The organism is Candidatus Peregrinibacteria bacterium, from assembly GCA_016699145.1.
In the GTDB taxonomy this organism is placed as follows: Bacteria; Patescibacteriota; Gracilibacteria; order UBA1369; family 2-02-FULL-48-14.
Genome location: CP064962.1, coordinates 1031734 through 1055572, shown reverse-complemented (window position 1 = coordinate 1055572; position 23839 = coordinate 1031734). Strand labels below are relative to the sequence as shown.

The following is a 23839-nucleotide window of genomic DNA, read 5'->3' as shown; positions in this document are numbered from 1 at the left end:
TGGTTTCACGGTTTATGAAGAAGATCTAGCTTTCTACGAGCGAATGAGTCCTAATTTTGCTGGGAAAAAATTCCAAATACCCACGCCAAAATTTTGTCCAACGTGTCGTTGGCAACGTCGTTTAAGCTTTAGAAACGAACGAACCCTCTATCACGCTAAATGTGCTATGACTGGAAAATCCATGGTCTCTATGCATAAGTCCGAATCTCCTTACCCTGTTTACCACATCACAGAATGGCTCTCGGACAAATGGGATCCTAGAGACTATGGTAGAGACTTCGATTTCAAGCGTACTTTTTTTGAGCAGTTCAAGGAGCTCTGCGATGCAGTGCCTCATCACAATCTCTTTGTGGATCCTCAGCTGGACGTCAATTCCGACTACACAAACTGTGCCGATCATTCAAAGAATTGCTACCTCCTCTCTCAAGCCGAAAATAATGAAGATGTTTACTACACACGAGGTGCAAATACTTGTAAGGATTGTGTGGATTGTCTGCGCATTCAGCAGTGCGAGCTCTGCTATGAAGGCGTAAGCCTTTTCGCATGCTATGGATGTATGTTCTGCCAAAACTGTGAGAATAGTGTGGATTGTTATTTTTCATCCGACCTTAAGAACTGCAAGAATTGTTTTGGATGCCATGGACTCGTTCAAAAACAGTATTACTACTTCAATCAACCGCTCAGCAAAGAAGAATGGGAGCTGCGAATGAAATCTTTAAAACTTACAAATAAATCCATTGAAGAAATCCGTGCCCAAAGTGAAGCAGTTCGGCTCTCAATGCCTCATCGTGCCACTTACATCACTCAATGCGAAGATGTTTCTGGAGACAACTTGGTACAGTGCAAGGATTCTCGTTTTTGTTATGACTCCAAAAACTTGGAGGGTTGTGCGTATTGCTATGAAATTTTGAATGGAGCGAAGTACTGCTACGATTATTCCATGTGGGGGGTCAATGCTGAACTCTTGTATGAATGCAACGCCTGTGGGGCGAATGCTTACAACTTGCTGTTCAGCGATCATTGCTGGCAAGGCGTGTCTAATTTGATTTACTGCGATGACTGTTATCCTTCCGTGAAGGACTGCTTTGGCTGTTTTGGTCTGCGCCGAAGCCAATATTGTATTTTGAACAAGCAGTACACTAAAGAAGAATACGACGTCATGGTGGCCCGCATCATCGAGCACATGCAAAAAACGGGTGAATGGGGCGAGTTCTTCCCTTCCTCTATTTCTCCTTATGCTTATAACGAAACGAGCGCTCACTTGCTCATCCCTCTCAGCAAAGACCAAGTACTCGCCAAAGGTTGGAACTGGTATGAGAAAGACGAAGCTAAAGAAGAATACATAGGCCCAGCGCTTAAAATCCCAGAAAGTATTCTAGATGTAGAGGATGGGCTAACAAAGCAAATCCTTCGCTGTAGCAAGACCGGAAAACTTTATAAAGTGATCCCGCAAGAGTTGGCTTTTTATCGAAAAATGAATTTGCCGGTTCCTTTAATATGTCCCGAACAAAGACTGTTGAACCGTGGTGCCCTTCGAAATCCTCGTTACTTGTGGCCTCGGTCTTGTGCAGAATGTTCTTCTGCGATTCAAAGCACCTACGCTCCAAACCGTCCTGAAAAAGTGCTGTGTGAAGCGTGTTATTTAAAAACCGTCTACTGATGACTCCGATTACAAAAATATGTCGGGTGAGTGGGAAAGAGTTCTTGATTGATGATTATGATCAAGCGTTTTATGCAAAAATGCAGGTGCCATTGCCGACTTTGTGTCCAGAAGAGCGCATGCGAAGGCGTCTCATGTGGCGCAATGAGCGAAAACTCTATCATCGGAAGTGTGACCTTTGTCAGAAGGAAATTTTGTCTATTTATGAAGATGAATCGATTCAAGTTTATTGTCCGCCTTGCTTTTACAGCGACAAATGGAATGCCTTGAACTATGGACGCGATTTTAATTTTTCTCGTCCTTTCTTTGAGCAGTTTGGTGAACTCAAAAAGCAAGTGCCGGTCTTGGCTTTGAACCTGCAAAAAGACAATGAGAATTGTGATTTCACCAACCTTACTTCTCGTAATAAAAGTTGTTACCTTGTTTTTGCCGGTAACGACAATGAAGACTGCTACTACTGCACTTACTTGCACCGTTCTCGCAATTTGCTGGATTGCTTTTTCATCTTTGACAGCGAGCTGTGTTATGAATGCATCGACTGTTATTCCTGCTACCGATTGACCTATTCGCAAAACTGTCAGAGCTGCAGCGATTCGACTCTCATGTACAACTGTCGATCTTGTAAAAATTGTTTTGGGTGTGTGTCGCTCGTGAACAAAGAATACTGTCTTTTCAACGAACAATTGAGCAAAGAGGATTATGAGCAACGAGTTCAAGAAATTCGCGAAAATCCTGAACGTTTTTTGGAAGCCAAAAACTCTTTTGAAGCACTCAAAATGGAATGTCCACAAAAGTATTATGCAGGTGTACAGAATGAATCTTTCACTGGAGACCATATCGCGTTTTCAAAGAATGTTTATGACTCCTATGACTGTACCCATCTGGAAGACTGTCGCTACTGCACCTGGCTCCACAACAGCCGTGACTGTCAGGATTGTTATGCATGGGGCATCACGGGTGAGCTTGGCTACGAAAACCACTTGTGCGGGAATAATTTTTACAATGTCGCTTTTTCCGATTCATGCTGGAACGATGTGAGCAACCTGCGTTACTGCCACTACTGCGTGAACAATTCTCAGGATCTTTTTGGATGCATTGGACTGAACAAACAGCGCTACTGCATTCTGAACAAGCAATACACTAAAGAGGAGTATGAAGCTCTGGTTCCGCGCATCATTGAGCATATGCAAAAGACCGGTGAATGGGGCGAGTTTTTCCCTCCATCTCTCGCCTACTTTGCTTACAATGAAACGGTGGCACAGGAATACTTTCCTCTCGTACGGGAACAGGTGCTGGCTCTCGGTTTGAAGTGGAAGGATGAGGAGAAAAATTATAGTTATTCGGGACCAAAATTGAGTCCTCCTGCACGCATTGAAGACACGGATGAGACCCTTTTGAGTCAAATTTTGTGTTGTTACACGTGTGAGAAGAGTTACAAAGTGATCAAACAAGAGTTGGCCCTTTATAAAAACCTGGGTGTGGCTGCTCCTGTGAATTGTTTTGACTGTCGATATAAAGCTCGTTTGGCCAAACGTAATCCACGCCATTTGTGGCTGCGCAGTTGTGGCGCATGCGGAGTTCAACTGCAAAGCAGTTTTGTACCGGATCAACCTGAAAAGATATTCTGTGAAGCGTGTTATTTAAAAACGATCTACTGATGACTCCGATTACAAAAACATGTCGAGTGAGTGGGAAAACATTTTTGATCGATGATTATGATCAAGCATTTTATGCGAAAATGCAGGTGCCATTGCCGACTTTGTGTCCAGATGAAAGGCAAAGATTGCGCCTCAGTTTTAGAAATGAACGCACCCTCTATCATCGAAAATGTGACCTTTGTGAGAAACAAATCATTTCGATGTACAGTGCAGACTCGCCTTACGTCGTTTATTGCAATTCATGCTGGTGGGGAGACAAATGGGATGCAAAAATATTTGGAAAAGCTTTTGATTTTTCGCGTCCTTTTTTTGAACAGTTGAAAGAACTGCAATTGAAAGTTCCTCGCTTGGCTTTGGTCCAAAAAAACAGTGAAAATTGTGACTACACCAACCATGCAGAGAACAATCGGAACTGCTATTTATGTGTGGATTCTTCTTATTGCGAAAATGTCTATTATTCCAAATGGATGATTCAAAATAAAGACTGCGCGGACTCTTACAATATTGAAAAAAGTGAGCTGTGTTACGAATGTCAGTATGTGGTCGGAGGCTATCACTCTTTCTATAATTTCCTTTCAGACAACAATTCTAATTCTGCTTTTCTTTACAACTGCTACAACTGTAGCGACTCTTTCATGTGCAATGGCCTCATTCGAAAAAGTTACTGCGTTTATAACAAGCAACTCACTAAAGAAGAGTATGAAGCCTTTATGAAAACTGTGAATTTGGGGTCCTATGCACAATTGCGACACTTCGTGGACGAGTACGAAAATATGATTCAAAAGTCGCCGAAACAATCTGTTATTTTGATCAGTGAAAATTGTACGGGAGATTGCATTTATCAGTCTAAAAACGTTTTTGATTCTTTCGACGTTATTTATTCGCAAGATTGTCGTTATTGCTATGAAACAGGCTATGCCAAAGACTGTTTTGATACTTATGAATCTGCCTTTGCTTGTGAACTTCAATACAACTGTCATGGATGCAATCGAAGTGTGAATATTCAATTCGGAAACGTGTCTTACGATGTGAGCGACAGCCTTTATGTAGATTTATGCCAAAGCAGCAAAAATCTTTTTGCTTGTGTGGGAGTTCACCGAAGTGAGTACTGTATTCTCAATACAGAATATTCCAAAGAGGAGTTTGAAACGTTGAAAGCACAAATCATTGATCAGATGAAAAAGACGGGTGAATGGGGTGAGTTTTTTCCAGCCACGCTGAGCCCCTTCGCTTACAATGAAACACTGGCACAAGAATACTTCCCGCTGACTGCTGAGGAGGCAAAGGCCAGAGGATACAATTGGATTGATGAAAAGCCTGAGGACAACTATCAGGGGGCTTTTATAACTATCCCTGATTCCATTCAAGATGTGCCTGAAGATTTCAGTAAACAAATCTTGAAATGCGAGGTTTCAGGAAAGCTTTATAAGATCATCCCTCAAGAACTGACCCTTTATAAAAGTCTGGGGCTTGCACTGCCGAGACGGGCCCCTCAACAACGTTATTTGGATCGGTTGAAGTTGAGAAATCCAAGGCGACTGTGGGACCGAAATTGCATACACTGCAAGCAAGGGATTCGTGTGCCTTTTGAGAAGGACGAGCAAGTTTATTGCAATCATTGTTACACTCAACTTTTTCATTCATGACTGCATTAGAAAAAATTTGTCGGGTTAGTACGAAACCCTTTATCATCACTGATGAAGATCAGGCTTTTTATGCCAAGATAGATGTGCCTTTACCCACCTTATGCCCCGAAGAACGCATGAGACGACGAATGATTTTTCGTAATGAACGCAATCTTTACCATCGTAAATGTGATCTGACGGGACGTGAACTTATTTCAAATATTTCACCTGAAAAACCTTATAAGGTCTACGATCAAAAAGAGTGGTGGGGCGATCGTTGGGATCCTCTTTCGTATGGGAAAGACTTCGATTTCAATCGACCTTTTTTTGAACAATTCGATGAACTTCTACGGCAAGTGCCTCTTCCTCACGTAGTGTCTGCGAGTGATATTGTTGAGATGAATTGTGTTTACACGAACTATGCAGGGAATAACAAAAACTGCTACTTGGTTTTTGATTCTGATTTCAATGAAGATTGTCTTTATGGAAATGTCATTAAACACTCCCGATCTTGCGTGGACTGCTCCTATGTTTTGCAATCTGAATTGCTTTATCAATGTGTGGATTGTCAAAATTGTTATAATTTAAAATACAGTCAGGATTGTACGAATTGTTTTGACAGCGCATTTCTTAAAAATTGTACGGGATGCAAGAATTGTTTTGGATGTGTGAACCTTCAACAAAAGGAATTCCATATCTTTAACCAAGCTTATTCCAAAGAAGAATATTTAAGTGTGGACTCTCCCAAAGCTCTTCAAAAAGTATCACCAGCCCCTCTGTCAGAGCTTTGTTTTTCAGGTCAAATCTGATATAATTAATCTATGGAATTTCTACAAGTCATTCTGGAGCAAGGTACGCCTGAAAATGCAAAAAAAGAGCAGCTTTTTCTTCAACTTTTAGAAAATCTTCACAATACGGCGCACCACAAGCATTTGTCGCTGGAACTCTTTGGTTATGGTCAGTACACCTACTTTTTCGTGGGCTGCGAACCCAGTTTGACTAAACTCGTGGAAGGACTCATTTATTCCATCTTCCCCAATAGCGAGATCCGCCCAATGAAGGATTACACTCATTTTTATGATTCTCAAAAGCAACACCTCGTGGGCACGCGGCTGGGCTTTGGGAAAAGCGATATTTATCCCATCAAAACATTCAAAGATTTTGAGCTCGATTCTTTGTCCGGGCTTTTCTCGGTGATTTCTAAACTTGGCCGTAATGATCAAGCGTGGATTCAAATTTTAATTTCGCCCCGTGAAGAAGATTGGCAATACCATTTTGGACGTCGAGTGCAAATGCGGCTCAATTCGATGGGACGCAGTTTTAGGCTTAAAAATTATGTACGTCTCAAAGATAAAAAGACCTTTTATACTGAAGAAAGTGCCGACTTTGTGCACAAGAGCGAACATGAACCTTTTGAGATTGAAATTCGTATTGGGGCGGTGGCGGATAGTGTTTCTGAAGCTGAAAGAAACTTGGCCGCGCTTTCGAAAGCGTTTTTTCAATTCAACAAAACGGATCGCAATCAATTCATGCTGGAACGACCTCGTCGAGGGGCTGCTTTTTTACGCGAATATACGGCTCGTCATTTTGTAAAACCGATGATTGTGAGTGTGGATGAACTTGCAACTTTGTACCATTTCCCCAACTCCGATCATGTGCCACACGTGGTGCATATTTTGGCTAAAAAACATGAACCGCCGAAAGACTTGCCCACTAGCACACGAGAAGATGTTTCTTTTTTTGGAACCACGAATTATCACAATAATTTTCAAAATTTTGGCATTAAGCGGGCGGACCGAAGGCGTCATCTTTATGCCGTGGGAAAGAGCGGTACCGGTAAGTCCAAACTGCTGGAACTTTTGATCAAAAGCGACATTGAGGCAGGCAAAGGTGTGGGCATTTTAGACCCCCACGGTGATCTGGTGGACAACATTTTGCGCTTCATCCCAGAGCATCGCATAAAGGATGTGATTTACTTTGATCCTGCAGACACCGAGTTCCCCATTGCGTTCAATCCGCTTGAAAAAGTGGATGAAAAATTCAAAATGCAAATCACGATTGGTTTCATTGATATTTTCAAAAAATTGTTCGGCTCCAATTGGTCCAATCGCTTGGAGCATGTGCTGCGTTATACGACTTTGGCGCTTTTGGATTCGCCGAATACGACTGTGCTGTCCATTTTGAAAATGCTCTCCGATAAAAATTATCGACAAAAAATTGTGGCTCGTATTGAAGACAGTGTGGTGAAAAACTTTTGGGTGAATGAATTCGCTGGTTGGAGTGAAAAATTTGATGCCGAAGCCATCACTCCTCTGCTCAATAAAGTGGGCCAGCTCGTGTCTACAAATATGATTCGAAACATCATTGGGCAGTCCAAAAATACTTTCAATCTTCGTGACATTATGGACGGCGAAAAAATTCTGCTCATGAAGGTTTCTAAAGGACTTTTGGGTGAAGAAAATGCGGCGCTGCTTGGCTCCATGATCATCACTAAAATTTATCAAGCGGCCATGGCCCGTGCGGATATGCGTGAGGAAGATCGTAAGGATTTTTACTTTTATGTGGATGAGTTTCAGAATTTTGCGACGGATACTTTTGCAGAAATCTTGTCGGAGGCACGTAAATATAGACTGTGTTTAACCATCGGCCATCAATACATCGGGCAGCTTGAAGAAGAGGTACGAAAAACGGTATTCGGGAATGTGGGTTCCATGGTCAGTTTCCGTGTGGGGGCGGAGGATGCAGCCGTGCTGGAAGGTGAATATACCCCTGTATTTGGCGTGCGTGACATCATCAATTTGGGCGTGCGTGAATTCTATTTAAAAATGTCCATCGATGGCGAGCTCACCGAAGCTTTTTCTGGAAAAACTTTGGACATTCAATACGGTGCTGTGGATCACTCTCGCACCATCATCGAAGCGTCGCGTGCCGCCTATTGTCAGTCGCGTGAAGTTGTTGAAGACCAACTCAAAAAATGGGACGAGGGCGGGGAGGTGGATGCTATGGCTCCCGTTAACAAAAGTGTGATTGAAGAAAGCACGGATTTTGAGATGCCTTTGCTTTAAGGGAGGATTGTTGTTTTAAAAAGGCTTGTTTTTTATTGCCTTTCAATCTATACTGTTAACTGTACATGTAACAGTATTTATGCGACAACAGGCTGCACAAGTTTATTTTCCAAAAATGCTCTATATGCAGATCAAAGTTTTGGCTGCTCAAGAAGAAAAACCAATGGCCGCTTGGATTCGAGATTTGACTGAGAAGGAAGTCAAAAAACAATTGAAAAAAAGAAAATCCTTGGCTGAGATGCCTACTTTTGCTTGGGGTGATGATCCTACTATTTCACAGCGTATTGATGAAATTGTTTACCCAAAAGACTGGTGATTCTTGATACTTCTTTTATTTTCGCTTATTTCAATTCAGTCGATTCTCTTCATAAAAAGGCGCGTCATATTTTTAAATCTAGTGCAGAAGAGCCTCATTTTGTTTCTTTTTTAGTGTATCAAGAACTACTCACACTCATGACGTCACGATTTTCTTCGAAGGAGGCAATTCAACTGAGTGAGATCCTCCTTTCAGAAGATTCTGGAATTCAACTTTTAAAAATGGACGAAGAATATTTCGAAGAAAGTGTCGCTCTTTTTGAAGAACTTTCACCTCATAAACTTTCTTTTGTGGATATATCGCTTTTGGTTTTAGCAAAAAATCTTGAAGCAAAAGTGCTCACTTTTGACGAACGTTTGGTACGGGCCTTGAACGCTTAAGTCACAATCTCACTCAGTCGTCCGCTGTCGAGGGCTTCTTTGATGTCGAGGGCGATGCGTTCGCCAAAACTCATGGAGCGTCCCCAAAGGTAACTGGTATAAGGTGTGAAACGCGTGCCAGGTGAACCGGGAATGCGCATGGAAACATCAAAAATCACAAATTCTTCACGTCCATTTTCGGCGGCGACTGCCCCTTGCAAAGCGAAGGGTCCGAGTATGCCAGGGGCTGCATTTTCTTGAGAGGCTTTTACAAATTTTTCCCCGATGTCGAAGGCTTTTTCGAGCAAGGATTCTTTCATGGTCACCGAAACGTGTCCGGTTTCCACCATGCTGGACTGGTAGCCTGAACTGAGCAGTTCGTTTTGGACGTCGGCATTAAGGCGCAAAAAGCCATCGAGGCTGGTTTGGCGACGCATGTCGGTGCCCATCAACTCGAGTTCGCCCGTGATGGGTGAGTAGAAAAAATTGAGATTCACTTGAGCCCCGATGATGAATTCTTCAATCACCGCTTTGTTGAGTCCTTCCTCCGTGATTTTGCCGCTGGCAATCATTTCTTTGGATTTTTTTTCGAAGTCACCCGTGCTGACGGCCACAAAGAAGGCGCGTTCGTAAGTGCGGGTTGCTTCGTTCACTTTCACGATGATGGGCCCTCCTCTATTGGTGTCGAAATGCTGGTCGAGTACGGTTTTGAGTGCGTCGCCAGTCACAGTGGCCTCCCCGGTGCGTATGATTTTAGGAATACGAATGCCAGCTTTTTCAAGGAGTACATATTGATTGTTCGGTTGGTCGCGTTCTTCGAGACGCACAAGGTGGCGAGTGCCATAGATGGGCACATTGAAGTCGTTTTCAATGGCGTTGAAGTCGCAGTAAACCCAAAAATAACGGTTGTGTACAAAGATCGTGCTCCGGCCGCGGAGTTCTTCTTGAACTTCGGGTTTTACGATGTCGGCGAACTTATCGAGAGTGATGAGATGATCCACGCAACCCACTTCTCGATTGGCACTTTGCTGCGCCCCGTGCGTACGAGTGCGGTAGTATTTTTCATAAGTCTTTTCGCGTCCTTTTTGCGCTACGACGAGGGTCTGAAATCCTAATTTTTTAGCCCCTTCACATACTTCCAGGGCGCTGTGCCCCCCCAGTACACCAATGGTGATTTCTTTGAGGTTGTAGGAGGCCAGTACTTCAGGAATGTTCAGCATTGGGAAGGGTTTGAAAAGGGGGCTTTAGAATACAGCTTTTTTGAGTAAGAAAAAAGAGCCCCTTTCGGAGCCCTTTTTATGATTCTTAGTTTTGGTACCAAGCGTTGTACGCGTTGTTGGTCATCATCGCCGCTTCGGAACGAGAGAGCTTGCGATCGGGTTTGAAGGTGCCGTCGGGATATCCTTCAACCACTTCGTAGTCGGTTGCGAGACGCACGGTGGCTGCATACCATTCGCTGGCCTTCACGTCCGAGAAGCGAGTTGCGGACTTGTCGCCTTCCATTCCTGTCATACGAACGAGAATAGTGAGGGCTTCCACACGAGAGATTTCTCCTTCAGGGAAGTAAGCATGGGCACCGTCGATCACATCCATCCTGTAGGCTGCAGCTACGTATTCGTAGTACCATTCGTCTTCATCCACATCTCCATAAGGGATGTTTACATTCTCGTAACGAGACGTATTGATGTCTGCGTTCATCATGGCCATCTTGAGGAATTCGGCACGAGTCACGCTGTGGTTCACTCCATAAAGATTGCTTCCTTCTCCTTCAATGATTCCACGACAGTAGAGCAGTTCCACGGCGGTTTGAGCCCAGTGGTAATCGAGGTCTACAAACGGAGCGTTGCATCCGGTGTCGAGGGTGAGTTGAATCTTGTAAGCAAGTGCTTCACCGCTGAATTCCACCACATTGATTCCGTATTCGCTGTAATCTTTAACGTCCACCACAAAGAGGAAACTGTCGTCGTTTTCATTGTTCACTGCGAATTCGTATTCACCCTTACCATTGTTGGTCCATTCGTAGATTTTATCGTCAGAGATGTCGTAGAGACGGAAGTTGTCTTCATCCAAATCTGTGAGGAAGTTTCCGTTTTGATCGGTCACCGTCACAGAGATGTTGTAAGCCACTCCAGAAATTTGATCGATGGTCACTCCTTGATCCACTTCCCCTTCTATCTTCACGCGAATCCAGTAAGCCTCTTTGTCTTCCACTTCGGTTTCTCTCCATGAAGAAGCTGGGTCGAATTCAATTTTGAAAGTCCCATCGTCGTCGAATTCATCCACTTCATCGCGGTCGAGTTCGAGAGTTCTCCAGTCGCTGGAGGTGGAGTATTCCCAAGTGATGTCGAGGTCTTCGTCTGCGTCCACTTCAATGCCTTCTTCAATCAAGAAGATGGCTTCGTTGAAGGGATCTTCAGAACCTAAGTAAAGATATTGAGTGTCTTCATCTTGGTCGTCGAAAGCCACAAAGGTTTGACCGTCGTTGTCTTCCGCTTCGTCGCTCACATTCCTGGCTTGGTCGCCATCGGTGAAGACGTATTTGAATTCAACATTGGCCTCATCGAGGTTGCTGTCGGTGGATGAACGCACTCCAGTGAGTGAGTTTGCAAGGAGGCTGGTGGCCACCGTTACAAGAATAAGGAATTTGAGCTTTTTCATAGAGAAATTAGAAAAAAGGAGATGACTATACATCTTAGTTGATTGTTTGTCAAATATATTTCTTTATACGCTAAAATGGCCTCCTGTAGATCAGATTGATATGAAAGGCCTATTTCAACTCAAAAGCTCGGTCAAACGACCGGATTCTATAGCCTGTTTGAGCTCACGAGCCAGGCGGCGGCCCGTGGACATGGGCTCTTTATAGCGAAGCGCTGTGTAAGGGGAGCCTTCTATATAAGGATTGGTTCCGGCCACAATGCGGGCGGAAATTTCGAAGACGCGGAAATGGAGGTTGGGATCGATGATGCCTTCCAAACAGAATGGACCGAAGAGCCCTTTCGGTGCTCCTTCTAGCTTTCGAGAACTTTGGATGACCTGTTCGCCAATTCGGAAGAACATGGGAAGCATGGATTCACGCACTACGATGGGCATGTTTCCAGTAATGGTCTAGCTGGTGCGGATTCCAGCTTCTATTTGGTCTTTAGCTGCAATACGCCCGATAGAGTCGGCATTGGATTCGTAACGTTTATCGAAACTCATGATCTCTAGCTCATTGTTCAAATGGGAATAGAAATAGTGCACATACATGGGCACTCCTACAATGTACTCTTGGATGGCATAGTCGTTTTCTCCTGGAAATTCTTTGATGCGCTCCCGGAATTCTTCAGGAGATTTAGCAATAAAATAACCGAACCCTCCCTTGGCTCCGTGAAATTTAACAATCACAGGACGGTCGATTTCTTCGGGTGTTTTGAAGACTTTCGGCAGGTTGAGACCTGCATCTTTAAGCCATACACGTTCCATGGTGCGGTCCGACTCCCAACGTAAAATTCCTCTGGAGCCGTAGTACATCGCTTTCATTCTTGCTGCAACATTTTCTACTCCTACATAGCTCACAAAAGACCCATGCGGAATCACAATGGCATTTTTAGCAATGAGTTGATCTTCAATTTGAAAATAATCGGCAAAACTAGGAATTTCAATGAGTTCGTCGGCTACTGGAAAACTTTCGAAAACGCGTCTGGTTTCGGGCGTGATGATGGCCATCGTTTTAAAGCCCTCGTCTTTTGCCCCTTTTAGGATTTGTAGGGCCGTGTGACTTCCAAGGGTGGCAATTGTATAATCAGAAATAGAGGTGGACATGCCGTGCAAGTCGTTAAGTTTTGGTGATTGTAGCAAACACCTTATTCAATGTCTATGAATCTGGCTGTTTTAGAAATTCAGAATACAGAGCAAAGTGATTCCGAAAATAATACGGTAAATTCCGAATGCTCTGAAGGAATGTTTTTTTAAGAATTTCATGAGCCAGCTGGCGACGAGTAAGCTGGAGAAAAAGGCTGAGAGCAAAGCTGCCAGCAGAATGGGAGGAGCAATGCTGAGCTGGGCTGTGTCCAGGGCTTTTAGGAGACCTGCTCCCGCAATGGCAATGGATCCGAGTAAAAAAGAAAATCGAGCTGCATCTTCACGCTTGAGGCCGAGTTGCATGCCAGTAAAGATGGTCGCTCCGCTCCGTGAAACCCCTGGAATGATCGCTATGGCCTGTCCGCAACCCATGAGTAGAGCTCTCCACCAGGTGAGTGGGCGATCCTCGCGACGCTGTGGAATAAAAAATAAAAGCCCAACAAGGATCATCAGTATCGCCACAGAAGAAGCGCTTCTAAACAGGGCATCGATTTGATCCTCTAGGGTGAAACCAATGAGAGCGGCAGGAACGCTTCCTAAAATGAGCCAAGGCCACCATTTGAAATTGAGTAGATCTTTGCGGAAATAAACGAGAATCGCCAAAAGAGTCCCCACGTGAAGCGCCACATCGAAGTCCTTAAGTCCATCCACGTGCAATCCCAGTAATGTTTCCGCCACAACAAGGTGGCCCGATGAAGAAATGGGCAAGAATTCCGTGATTCCTTGCAGGAGGCCGAGCAGGCAGGCATCAAACAGTGACATGCGGCAGGGTTAAAGTTACTTTTGCCCTTTTTTAGGAGCATAAAGGACCCCGAGCGTGCCGAAGAGTACGAGGGTCAGTACCGCAGCACCCGTCATGAGCCCCTTGTTCATTTTTTTGAGTGCTGCATCCTCTTCTTGAGTCAAGATTTGTCCTATACCCAGACTTTCGGTGTCGGAATCCGCGAGGAGACCGGTGAGGCCACAGATGCTCACTCCGTAGTTTTCATCAGATTGAGAAGCATAAACCAAATAGTCCTTTCCTTGCTCAAAATTGAAGCCGCAGTCTCCTCCTCCCATGCCCGTGTGCACTGTGATTTTCCCTTTCACTTCCCCTTTCCAAGACTCATGAACCTGTAAAGTTACGTCGTAGCCATAAGTGGCATGGTCGATGCCCACCACTTGTCCACTGAACACAACGTCGGATGCTTCGAGTTCCTCAGCGGGGGTGCCGGGTCTCACACAACTGCAGGCCTGCGCACGCGGCGTAGACAACATTGCGCTTGAAGCGAGTAATGAAAAAATCAAGAAAAAGTGAAGGATTTTTTTCATAAATCTTTGGGGTCAAGCAGAGCCCCTTTTCCATCCTCTCCTAAAATGCCTCCGGGAGCGCCATCGGGATCCTCGCAGTGACCGGTCTTGGAATTGTAGGTGTAAATGAGGGTGTCATCGGGTCCGTAGGTGTCGGAAGGACAGGTGCAGGTCCCATTTTTGAAGCTTCCGCCGGAATCTTTGCAAGATTTTTCTTTGGTCGCAAGTGTCGTGGCCTCGCTTTCGTTTTCAGAATTTTCTCGGTTGGATTCCTGAGTAGAATCTGAATTTGGATCGGTGGACTTGTCTTTTCCAGAAGAACAAGCACTCAGCAGCAGAAGGCTAAGCGTAAGAAGGGAGAGTGTTCTTTTCATGGGGCGTAGATAAGAAGTGTTTCTACTTTAGCACGATTTTAAATGAAGGCCTACTATTGATTTCCTAATGTCTAAAACTTCGAATGCCGCTGAACACCATGGTCATGCCAAGTTCGTTGGCTTTGGCAATGACTTCAGCGTCGCGCATGGAACCGCCGGGTTGGACGATGGCCTGCGCTCCTGCGGCTTTGGCTTCTTCCACCGCATCGGGAAAAGGAAAGAAAGCGTCGGAGGCCATGACAGAGCCAGGAATGCGTTCCCCGCCCTTGCGTTTTGCAATGATCACACTGTCGACGCGAGACATTTGTCCAGCCCCAATTCCCGTGGTAGTGCAGCCGCCATGACTGTTCTTTTTGGCAAAGACCACGGCGTTGGATTTGACGTGTTTCACGAGTACGCGAGCAAAAAGCATCTCTTCAATTTCGTCCTCTGTGGGTTTTCGGTCGGTGACGGTTTGTAGATCTTTTTCTCCAACAATGGTTTCGTCTGAAGTTTGTATGAGCAGTCCGCCGGACACGGAACGAATGTGGCGTTGGTTTGGGTTTTTACGGAGTTCACCGGTTTCGAGCAGGCGCAAATTGGTTTTGGCCGCGAGCAATTCGCGAGCGCCAGGATCAAAGCTGGGAGCAATGATGATTTCGACGAAGAGTTTCTTGTCGAGGATATACTGGGCCACGGTTTTTGTGCAGGTTTGGTTGAGGGCAATCACACATCCGAAGGCCGCCATAGGGTCCACGCTGTGGGCCTCTTCAAAGGCTGCCTCAATGTTGTCAGCGGTAGCAGCACCACAGGGGTTTGTATGTTTAATGACTGCGGCGGCAGGCTTGTCAAAATCTTTGACAAGTTCGAGTGCTGCATCGGCATCCACAATGTTGTTGTAAGACAGTTCTTTTCCTTGCAAAACCTTGGCATTGGTCACATTGGGGAAAGTGTCGGAGGGATCACGGAAAAAAGCCGCCTTTTGATGGGGATTTTCTCCATAACGAAGCTTCATCACTTTTTCATAATGCAAATCGAGGAGCTCCACTGGTTCTCCCTTGTAGCGCAGGTAATCTGCAATGGCTAAATCGTAACGGCTGGTCTTTTCGAAGACATTGAGGGCTAAACGTCGGCGGGTTTCAAAACTCAGCCCTCCTTCTTTTTTGAGTTCGGTGATGAGCGCTGGGTAGTCTTTTATATCGCTGACGGAAGCCACCCACTTGAAATTTTTAGCAGCGCTACGAAGCATAGAAGGGCCTCCAATATCGATCTGTTCAATGGCTTCGGGTTCGGTTACCCCTTCCTTTGCAATGGTCTCTTCAAAAGGGTAAAGGTTGATCACCACCATGTCGATTTCTTGGATGCCGTTTTGGGCCGCTATTTCGTCGTCTTCTCCCCGGCGCATCAAAAGTCCTCCATGCACTTTAGGGTGTAAGGTTTTCACGCGTCCCCCCATCATTTCAGGAAAGCCCGTATACTCAGACACATCTTTTACAGGAAGGCCGGCGTCTTTGAGAGCCTTGGCGGTTCCACCGGTGGAAAGCAGCTCGGTGCCGTGCTCGTGCAGGGCAGTGGCGAGTTCTACGAGGCCGGTTTTGTCAGACACACTTAAAAGGGCGCGCTGAATGGGGCGAACGTTTTGAAGGTCAGAATCCATAGTAGTTTAATTGGACAAACCTGGGAGAGCTTAACCAGAAGGCCTGTTTTGGTCAAGGGCTCAAGGTAAATCCAATCCTCCTTTGCTCCAGGGGTTGCAGCGAAGAATACGCCACAAGCCTTTTGCCGAGCCGCGAATAAAACCGTATTTTTCAAGAGCAAGACGCGTGTACATGCTGCAACTGGGCGTGAAGCGACAAAAGCCTCCTGGGAAAAGGTGGCGCAGCCAAGAATGATCTGGTGAAAGAGTCTTTTGGTACAGCCCGACGAGCAGAATGGCGAGGAGGGCGGGCCAGTGCAGAGGGTTCCAGCGGCCTACCATACCCCCATGAAGCTAGGATTTATTTTCGTACCGTTGTAGCTGATTTCAAAATGGAGGTGGATTCCCGTGGCTCCATACACGCGACCGGTGTTTCCCATTTTTCCAATGACTTGTCCTAGAGTGACGGTGTCCCCGACTTGCACATAGAATTCGGTCATGTGAGCGTAGTGGGTTTTGTAGCCATTGCCGTGATCGATCCATACGTGATTTCCATAACCTCCGGACCAGCCTTCGCCAGTGTCCACCACTGTGCCCGCCATAACGGCCAAAATGTCAGGTTTGCTGCGATCAGCGATGTCATAAGCGGGATGTCCTCCTTTAAAACCTTGCGTGATGATCCCTATGGTGGGACGAATCCATCCCAAGTCGTTGGCGGGAATCTCATAAGCAGACACACTGGGGCCTGTGGCTGAGTACCCTCCGGCTGTGCTTCGAGCTCCACTGTTGATCGCTGCCACGTAGACCACTTCCGGTTTCCCACCGACAATGAACAATTGATCTCCGGAATTGAGGTCATCGTCACTTTCAATGCTGTTGAAGGTCTTGGTGTCGTCTAAATTCCCTTTATACTTGTCCATGAGAGACACCAGGGTGGCTCCTGAAGGTACGGTGATATAAATGCCATCTTTGGGAGGAATTTTGAGGGTTTGTCCGATTTTCAAATAATCGCTGCTGCCGAGCGTGGTGTTGGCGTAGCGAATGGAGCTGATGCTGATGCCGTAACGATAAGCGATCATGGAAAGCGTTTCCCCTTCTTGAACCTCATGTTCCACAAGTTCGGCGCGATTCATGTCAAAGGTTGCCTCCCCTTCTAAAGGCATGGCTTTGATGATGTAACCTTCGTCATCCGTCATGTGTACGGCGGTGGCGTCAAGGCTGAGGTATTCTTGCCCCACTCCTTCCCCTCCTCCAAAAGCAGCATTGGAGACGTTGATGGAGGTCAAAACCAAAAGACCGATACTCCAAGAAGCCAATTGAGTGTACAAACGTTTGGGAGCGGGCCATTGATCCAGAGGATGCGTGAACTCCGACCAGACTTTTGCCGAGGGAGTCAGGACATTCCAGATTTTTTTCAGGCTTCTCTTTGTGTAGAACCAAACACGTCCGAGCCAAGAATGGTATTGGCCTTCAAAGAGCTTTCTGTGTCGCTCCTTTTGGACCTCTGCATCGACTTTACTCATCTTAAGGAGGATAGCGCAGAAGGGGGGGCGGGTCAAGGAACTGTCCGGTTCCATAGTTTCAAGTACACCTCGGGGATGGGGCGAGGGGAGTAGAATAGATGAAAGTAGTGAGCAACTGGAGGTCTCATATTGAGAGATTCATGTGGACGAAGGCAATTATACTCCACGAGCCAATCCGCGAGCACCTCATTAATCTTGTAAATGGGACTGGTTAAGTCCACTCTCCAGTAGAGGTGTTGTTGCAAAGTAAGGTTGAATCGCTCACAAATCGCATTATCTTTTGGTGTTCTGGGGCGAGTGAAGAAGTGCTCAATCCCTTGCTGCTGGCAGGCTTTATGGAAGTACGCCAGGAACTCACTGCCGTTGTCTGTTAAAACAGCTTTAATCTTGGTCTGGAGCACTTCTTCCATCTTTTCCAGCAAAGCTTTGGCCGCCTTGGAACTGTGGTGCTTGGTTACGAGTGCAAAACCTATCCTGGTGGCCACATCCACACAGGTAATGAAGTACAGTTTGTTGAAGGCGCTGTCCACAAACTCAACGATGGAATCTAGGACTACCAAGTCTCCAGGTTTTAAGATTTGGTAGTCCTTGGGGAGTTTTTTTCTTTGGACTTTCCAAGCAGACCTAGGTTTTGGTTTCTTGAGAAACCCGGGGCAGCGATTACGAACCAGTAATCCTTTTGCTGCCAAATAGCGGTACAAGGTGGAAATGCTGTGCTGGTGAAGAAACATGTGAAGCTTCTTGTGGCTCCAATCTGGAAACATCCTTGCATAGCGTTCAATCTCTTGTTTCTCTTCACTGGTGAGATTAAATCCACGTTTGTTATTGGGTCCTGTTATTTTCGGAATAAGACCACCCAGTCCTTCTTCCTTTCTGGCCTTCACCAGCTTTTGTACGTGGCTTCTAGAAGTTTCAAAAGCCCTGGCAGTCTTGGCTTTATTCTTTCCATTATGGTCGTACCAATCCAAAATAAGGATTCTTTCTCTAAGTACGTCTCTCTGCCAGGGCTTTAAAGTAGCTTCGTTAAACTGCCGAAGTAATCTTCTCAGTCCACGAATGCCTTTCGTCATGTTATATTGTTCCATGAGGGAGTTGGGGTGAAGAAGTAAAGTATCTCTACTCTACTCCCTCTTCCTTTTCCCCTGAGCTGTACTTGAAATTCGTGAAACTACGTAGGAACTGGGCTTGCCTTTTCAAATTGTGTTAAACTGCAGCCATGAGTGTTATTCGTCTGCTCAGTCCGGAATTGATCAGCCAAATTGCGGCGGGGGAAGTGGTGGAACGCCCGGCTTCGGCTCTTAAGGAGTTGGTGGAAAACAGTTTGGATAGCGGAACTTCTTCGATTTCGGTGGAAATAGAAGGGGGCGGGCTTCAAAAAATTCGTGTGGTGGATCGGGGTTCGGGCATGAGTTTTGAGGATGCGGCGCTCGCTTTTACCGCTCATGCCACCAGTAAAATCGCCACCGTAGAGGACTTGTTTTCTCTTGCGAGTTTGGGCTTTCGTGGGGAAGCCTTGGCAAGCATCGCCAGCATTGCTCATGTGCTTTTGAAGACGCGACCCGTCGGCGAGCGAATGGGTACGGCTTTAGAATTGGATGCTGGAAAATTGCTGCGCCATGAAGAAACAGCGTGTAGTGAAGGAACCGAGATCACTATTACCGGACTTTTTCATCCCACACCGGCACGGCGCAAATACATGAAATCGGAAGCGACGGAATACGGCCACTGCTTCGATATTTTGAGTGAACTGGCCATGGCACATCCGAACGTGGGTTTTCGTTTATTGAAAGATGGAGAATTGGTTTTTGATTTGCCGTCTGGGCAAACGCTGCACGAGCGCATTCGGGTGCTTTATGGAGGCCAAACCGCAGATGCCTTAGTGCCTGTGACTTATGAACAAAGCAATGTGATTTTGAGAGGTTTCGTGGGCAAACCCGAACTTTCGCGCAGCAGTCGTAAATATCAGTTTTTATTCGTGAACGGACATCCCATTCAAAATCGCCTCGTGGGTCATGCGGTGCAAGAAGCTTTTCATTCTTTGCTCATGAACGACAAGTTTCCTTGGTATGTTTTGGAGCTGACCATGGACCCGGCCTTTGTGGATGTGAATGTGCATCCTCGCAAATTGGAGGTGAAATTTGTGAACACGCAAGAAATCTATCGCATTGTTTTTGGAGCCGTGAAACATGCGCTTGAACATGCCACTTTGAGTCCGCTTTTGGGGCGAGTGGCAGCGGTGGCTACGAGCGGATCAAGCCCAGACAAAAGTACCGAATCGCTTTCTTTTTTAAGTTTCGATGGTTCTGAGGAAAGGCCTGAAAAATCCGTGGCTTCGCTGGAACGGGAGCACCGTTTTATAGAGGTGAAGACCTTGCAATTGCGTCCGCTCACTCAAGTTTACAATCGCTATATTGTGGCTGAAAGTCCGGAGGGGCTGGTATTGATTGACCAGCACGCGGCTCACGAGCGAGTGCGTTATGAACGACTCATGAAAACGGTGGATTCGCACGCTTCCTATTCGCAAGCCTTGCTCACTCCCCTGCAATTGGATTTGGGAGTGGAAAGCGCTCAACTTTTGCGAGAGCATGCAGCCGCTTTTGCCGAACTCGGTTATGAAATCGAAGAATTTGGAGGCAATACTTTTTTGATCCGGGCGGTGCCTTTGGGCTTGGAAAAGCGCGATCCTGAAGCGGTGCTCAAGGAAGTGCTTGCGGATGTGACGAAGGAATGGAAACAAAATCATGTGAAAAATGTGCGAGAAGTTTTGGCGACGGTGACGGCATGTCGTGGGGCCATTAAATTCGGCGATGCCTTGAACATGCTTGAAATGGAGGCGCTCATTAAAGACATGGCCGTGACGCCGAATTGCACGCATTGTCCGCATGGAAGACCGGCCCTTTTCACATGGACTCATGAAAAGCTGGAGGAATTGTTCAAGCGCAGAAATTTTTAGCGGTACAACAAGGTGAAGTCGAGGTCGCCTGAAGTGCTGGTCTCATAAGTGTAGTCGTAGCCTTTTTCGGTTTGAGTGGCGGCGGGAATGGAAGAAAGCAAAATGTCATTGGGAGCACTCACAGTCTTGGTGAAAGTGGTGTTTTTGAGGCCGGGCTGTTTGAACCAATTGAAGTGGTACTCTTGGAACTCTCCTTGAAATTTCCAGGGTAAGGCCCACTGTAAAGTCACGGTTTGAGCTTCGCCGGGTTCCAAGTTTTGATCAAAATAAAAGTAGCTGTGATCCTCGGATGGATCGTAGAAAAATTGGACTTCGTCTTTGTAAAGGCCCTGAGTTTCTAAAAGTTGAGCTCCTTCCGGCACATAGAGGCGGATGCCCGTTTGATTGTTGGCCTTGCCCAAGGTGTAAAGAAGGGCGTCGTTCCAAGCAGCGAAGCCGTAATTCCTGAGCGTGTCTTTGAGTGCGTTTTCAGTGGTTTCCGTAAAGCTATGGATGCGTGTCATTTCCACCGTCACCACCATGCTTCCATCTTCTAAAATTTGTGTGTTGTGACTTACTGCGGATTCCACATATCGGTCGGTTTTGTTGCCCCCGATGTTGGTGAAAAGAGGCATGAAATAATCGCTTGGCATTTCGGTTTCTGCGCTGAGTTCATTGAGGTTTGGAAGGGCACCGGCCATATCCATGGATTCGAAAAGAGTTTGGATGGCAGGGTCTTTGTGGTAGAAACTCAGCGATTTGTTTTGGGTTTCTTGCCAGGCTGCAAAGAACAATTGTGCGGCCAAAGCGGGGTCTTTTGCTTTTTCAGAAAAAGCGGTGAGCAGTTCGTTTAAAATGGCTTTGGGCGTCGTGGCTCCATAGGTCTTGGATTCAACGAGGGTGGCTAGCACAGAAGGCAAATCTTCGGCGTTCAGCGACCGAGGCAAGGATGCGAGGGTGAGCGGTCCGGTGACCTCTAAAAAGGCTTGTGCTGAAGATAAGTTGACGGCGATCACTCCATCCACTCCCGGGCCTCCTTCTTCTTCTAAAAACCACGCTGCCTTTTGTGCAGAGACACTGAAATCAGGGGAAATATTGCTGTCGCGCAGGCGCCAAATGGGTGTGAGTTCTCTGAGTTCGTGAAGGGGCACTTCTAAATTGCCGTGATACTGACCGTCGTATTCATAAACGTCGTGAAAATCCATTTGAGTGAGGCGTCCGTCGTTGAGCGTGACCAGTACAAAACTGCCGATGAAGCCCCCTCCCAAACGCATTTCGTCGTTGTTTTGCAAGAGCACGAGGTAAGTTTGTGGATGAGTGTCGCCCAGGGCTGTGAGCAAGGGCTCTTTGATGGCGACCCACAGAGTGAGCATGTTTTCTAAAGCCAAGAGTTTGCTTTGGTATTCGGCGAATTGACTTTCGTAACCAGTGCCGGTGAGATCCACCTCATTCAGCAAGCGGTTGATTTTTGTGATTTCGTCTGCGGCGGGTTCCAAATGGCTTGTTGAAACTTGGCGTAGATGTTCGGTGAGCGAGCCTTCTTTGGGCAAAAGTTCTAGCGCCACTTTGGCTTCACTGAGGTGCACCCCAATGCTGGCCATGAGGCTGCCCGCATCTAAAATGTTGCGCAGGCTTTTGACTTGAGCGGGTTCGTCGAGCCAAGGAGTGGGCGTGTTGAGCAGAAAGGCACCCTCTTGCTTGGCTTCCTCAAACAGTTGTTCGGCTTGATTGAAGAGCAAAATGTCCCCACCGGATTCCCCTGTTGTGAAGGATTGGCCGGCCCCTTGCAGGGTCATGAACCCTTGGCTGGCGAGCGCGAGCGCCTCTTCCCCTTGGCGTTTGCCCAAAAAGAGAAGTTGACCCACATTCAAAAGAAGGATCATGGCGAGCGCTGCAATGAGCATGGGGATGCGTCCGAGTCCTCGACGACGACCATAATTTTTTCCAACAATTTGAATTTTATCGGGAGTCAAAGTTCGCATGCGAATTTCTTCTTTCATGTTCAACGTCACCTTGCTATGAGCCTCTATTTTTTTAGCTCCATCGAGCGTCTTTAAATCCACCACGTGTTTTGACTTTTTAGCTGAGGGGCGTGGCAGGTTGGGTTCGGGACCGATGTCGAGTCTAATCATGACTGAAATGAGTGCGAGTGAAGACTCCGTCGTCAAAGAGTTTTCGCGTTGAGAGGATGCTTTCCTTCCCTCCCAGGGTCTTTAGTATATTCCCATCGGGCAGGAGTGGACAATGCAGAATCACGACTTCGTCGGCCCCTGATAAAAGGTCTGAAAACTCCTGTAAATTGCGAGGTTCTTCTTGTCCAAGGGCTCTGTCCAGTGTAGACAAAGCCAATTGAGGGGAGTCAGAAAGGATAAAGGCGTTGTTTAAAACCATGAAAGTGAATTGCACTTGCCCGTCGACTTTTAGCTCATAGCTTAAAGAGTCGTTTTTCTTCACTTGTTCCAGTATTGCTTGTTCGGGCAATTTAGAAATGAGTTGATTTTTAAGTTCATCCAACTGTTTGGCCTCCCCTGCTTCGAGTTCCGTAATGAAAAGGAAATGTCCGTTTGGGGTGAATGCAAAATACTGCTCTTTATCCAAAAAAGGAGCAAATTGCGTTTCAAAATTGAAATCCGCTCCAAACCAGCGGGTGAAAAGCGCCATGGTTTCCGCTCGCCAAACGATGCCGGCAGAGGGACTGTTTTCACTTAAAATTTCTTCCATGCGCTTCCATTGGGCGTAGAGATTTTGTCCTCCCCATTCCCAGGCGAGTTCTTTGGAAGTCCAGGGTAAGAATTTTTTTTGGTAGCTTTCTTCAGGACGGTAAAAAACTTGATCCCCCAATAAGGTTTTGTCCACCGCCAAAAAGCTTTCGGCATTGGGGTACTCCAGTGCTCCGCCCATGGATGGGAAAAGTTGTAAAAGAGAAGCTGCAGCTCCAAAATCGTCCATGAAACGGCGACTGACTTTTTGCAGGTCCAAGTAGTAAAAACCCCCGTTCCAGTGTGCCAAGCGGCCTCGAACATTTTGATATTTTCCGTCCGATTCCAGGTTTTCTAGCTCACCCAAGGCTGTTTTTTGCACTGAAATCAGCAGCTCTTTTTGATCGGCAACGAAAAGCAAATCCCCGACCCAGGTGAAGCAATAGGGTTGAGTTTCACTGTAACAATAGACCGTGCTCCATAAAGATCCATCCAAGGATTCTTTCAAAAATTCTTCTTCGGGAGTTTTGAGGCTTTCCAAAAAATCCTGCGCCTCAGCTTTGGAGTTCACTTCTGCAATCGAAAGGTCTCCACTTTTCATCCAAGCCCCTCCTACGCGACTCACCCAAGGCAGATTTTCTAGAGGAGTGTTCAAAAAAGTATTGAAGGCCGCAGGACTTGTCATTTGCGACTTTTTTAAGTCGTCTAGCTCGAGCATCCAAAAGGCTTCGGTTTCTTCTTTGGGCAAAAGTTCGGCTAGATTGGGCAGGGCGTTCCACCGCACCACGACGGCAAAAACAGCCAGCCACGCCAGCAGAATGAAGCTCGCGAGGAAGAGGCCTTTGGGCAATTTTTCAGTGCTGAGTTGGGTGGACATTGTGGA

At 46.4% G+C, this 23839-nt stretch carries 19 protein-coding genes and 1 pseudogene; 8 read left to right on the top strand and 12 right to left on the bottom strand.

Going from position 1 to position 23839, the window contains the following annotated elements:
• Positions 1-166: 166 nt before the first annotated feature.
• Genes IPG41_05885 through IPG41_05855 form a run of 7 tightly spaced genes read left to right on the top strand, consistent with a single transcriptional unit; the run spans position 167 to position 8704 of the window.
• Complete coding sequence (locus IPG41_05885; protein ID QQR54688.1) at positions 167-1660, top strand: hypothetical protein; 1494 nt, start codon at positions 167-169, stop codon at positions 1658-1660.
• Complete coding sequence (locus tag IPG41_05880) at positions 1660-3318, top strand: hypothetical protein (protein ID QQR54687.1); 1659 nt, start codon at positions 1660-1662, stop codon at positions 3316-3318. Before IPG41_05885 ends, IPG41_05880 begins: the two co-directional genes overlap by 1 nt.
• A complete protein-coding gene (locus IPG41_05875) occupies positions 3318-4964 on the top strand; it encodes a hypothetical protein (protein ID QQR54686.1) in 1647 nt (548 codons plus the stop codon). The genes IPG41_05880 and IPG41_05875 overlap by 1 nt, the downstream gene beginning before the upstream one ends.
• On the top strand, positions 4961-5752 hold the full coding sequence (locus tag IPG41_05870; GenBank protein QQR54685.1) for a hypothetical protein: 792 nt from the start codon (positions 4961-4963) through the stop codon (positions 5750-5752). The genes IPG41_05875 and IPG41_05870 overlap by 4 nt, the downstream gene beginning before the upstream one ends.
• A gap of 12 nt (positions 5753-5764) precedes the next feature.
• Positions 5765-8008 (top strand): type IV secretory system conjugative DNA transfer family protein, encoded by a 2244-nt coding sequence (locus tag IPG41_05865; protein QQR54684.1) that lies wholly within the window; start codon positions 5765-5767, stop codon positions 8006-8008.
• Between the two features lie 25 nt (positions 8009-8033).
• Positions 8034-8324, top strand: a complete 291-nt coding sequence (locus tag IPG41_05860; protein ID QQR54683.1) for a hypothetical protein — start codon at positions 8034-8036, stop codon at positions 8322-8324.
• Positions 8321-8704: a type II toxin-antitoxin system VapC family toxin gene (locus IPG41_05855; protein QQR54682.1), complete on the top strand. Its 384-nt coding sequence runs from the start codon at positions 8321-8323 to the stop codon at positions 8702-8704. Before IPG41_05860 ends, IPG41_05855 begins: the two co-directional genes overlap by 4 nt.
• On the opposite strand, the gene IPG41_05850 is transcribed toward IPG41_05855, so the two are convergent.
• From IPG41_05850 to IPG41_05805, 10 genes and pseudogenes are all read right to left on the bottom strand, one after another.
• Positions 8701-9903 carry a DUF1297 domain-containing protein gene (locus IPG41_05850; GenBank protein QQR54681.1) on the bottom strand — a complete coding sequence of 401 codons (1203 nt, stop codon included), beginning with the start codon at positions 9901-9903 and terminating at the stop codon, positions 8701-8703. The genes IPG41_05855 and IPG41_05850 overlap by 4 nt on opposite strands.
• 85 nt (positions 9904-9988) lie before the next feature.
• Positions 9989-11341, bottom strand: coding sequence for an S-layer homology domain-containing protein (locus IPG41_05845; protein QQR54680.1), 1353 nt, complete (start codon positions 11339-11341; stop codon positions 9989-9991).
• Between the two features lie 114 nt (positions 11342-11455).
• Positions 11456-12484 (bottom strand): annotated as a pseudogene (locus IPG41_05840) (formate--phosphoribosylaminoimidazolecarboxamide ligase).
• Between the two features lie 69 nt (positions 12485-12553).
• Positions 12554-13285 carry an undecaprenyl-diphosphate phosphatase gene (locus IPG41_05835; GenBank protein ID QQR54679.1) on the bottom strand — a complete coding sequence of 244 codons (732 nt, stop codon included), beginning with the start codon at positions 13283-13285 and terminating at the stop codon, positions 12554-12556.
• 15 nt (positions 13286-13300) lie between these two features.
• Positions 13301-13834 (bottom strand): hypothetical protein, encoded by a 534-nt coding sequence (locus IPG41_05830; protein QQR54678.1) that lies wholly within the window; start codon positions 13832-13834, stop codon positions 13301-13303.
• A complete protein-coding gene (locus tag IPG41_05825; protein ID QQR54677.1) occupies positions 13831-14187 on the bottom strand; it encodes a hypothetical protein in 357 nt (118 codons plus the stop codon). The genes IPG41_05830 and IPG41_05825 overlap by 4 nt, the downstream gene beginning before the upstream one ends.
• A gap of 64 nt (positions 14188-14251) precedes the next feature.
• Positions 14252-15823: a bifunctional phosphoribosylaminoimidazolecarboxamide formyltransferase/IMP cyclohydrolase gene (gene purH, locus IPG41_05820; protein ID QQR54676.1), complete on the bottom strand. Its 1572-nt coding sequence runs from the start codon at positions 15821-15823 to the stop codon at positions 14252-14254.
• A gap of 60 nt (positions 15824-15883) precedes the next feature.
• Positions 15884-16144: a membrane protein insertion efficiency factor YidD gene (locus tag IPG41_05815; protein ID QQR54675.1), complete on the bottom strand. Its 261-nt coding sequence runs from the start codon at positions 16142-16144 to the stop codon at positions 15884-15886.
• A complete protein-coding gene (locus IPG41_05810) occupies positions 16138-17325 on the bottom strand; it encodes a M23 family metallopeptidase (protein QQR54674.1) in 1188 nt (395 codons plus the stop codon). Before IPG41_05810 ends, IPG41_05815 begins: the two co-directional genes overlap by 7 nt.
• 32 nt (positions 17326-17357) lie before the next feature.
• Complete coding sequence (locus IPG41_05805) at positions 17358-18410, bottom strand: transposase (GenBank protein QQR54673.1); 1053 nt, start codon at positions 18408-18410, stop codon at positions 17358-17360.
• A 131-nt stretch (positions 18411-18541) separates the two neighbouring features.
• On the opposite strand from IPG41_05805, the gene mutL reads away from it, so the two are divergent.
• Positions 18542-20278, top strand: a complete 1737-nt coding sequence (gene mutL, locus IPG41_05800) for a DNA mismatch repair endonuclease MutL (GenBank protein ID QQR54672.1) — start codon at positions 18542-18544, stop codon at positions 20276-20278.
• Here mutL and IPG41_05795 read toward each other — a convergent pair.
• A complete protein-coding gene (locus IPG41_05795) occupies positions 20275-22389 on the bottom strand; it encodes a DUF4012 domain-containing protein (protein QQR54671.1) in 2115 nt (704 codons plus the stop codon). The genes mutL and IPG41_05795 overlap by 4 nt on opposite strands.
• The gene (locus IPG41_05790; protein QQR54670.1) at positions 22382-23833 is read right to left on the bottom strand and encodes a hypothetical protein; all 1452 of its coding nucleotides are present in this window, start codon (positions 23831-23833) and stop codon (positions 22382-22384) included. Before IPG41_05790 ends, IPG41_05795 begins: the two co-directional genes overlap by 8 nt.
• Positions 23834-23839: the final 6 nt, after the last annotated feature.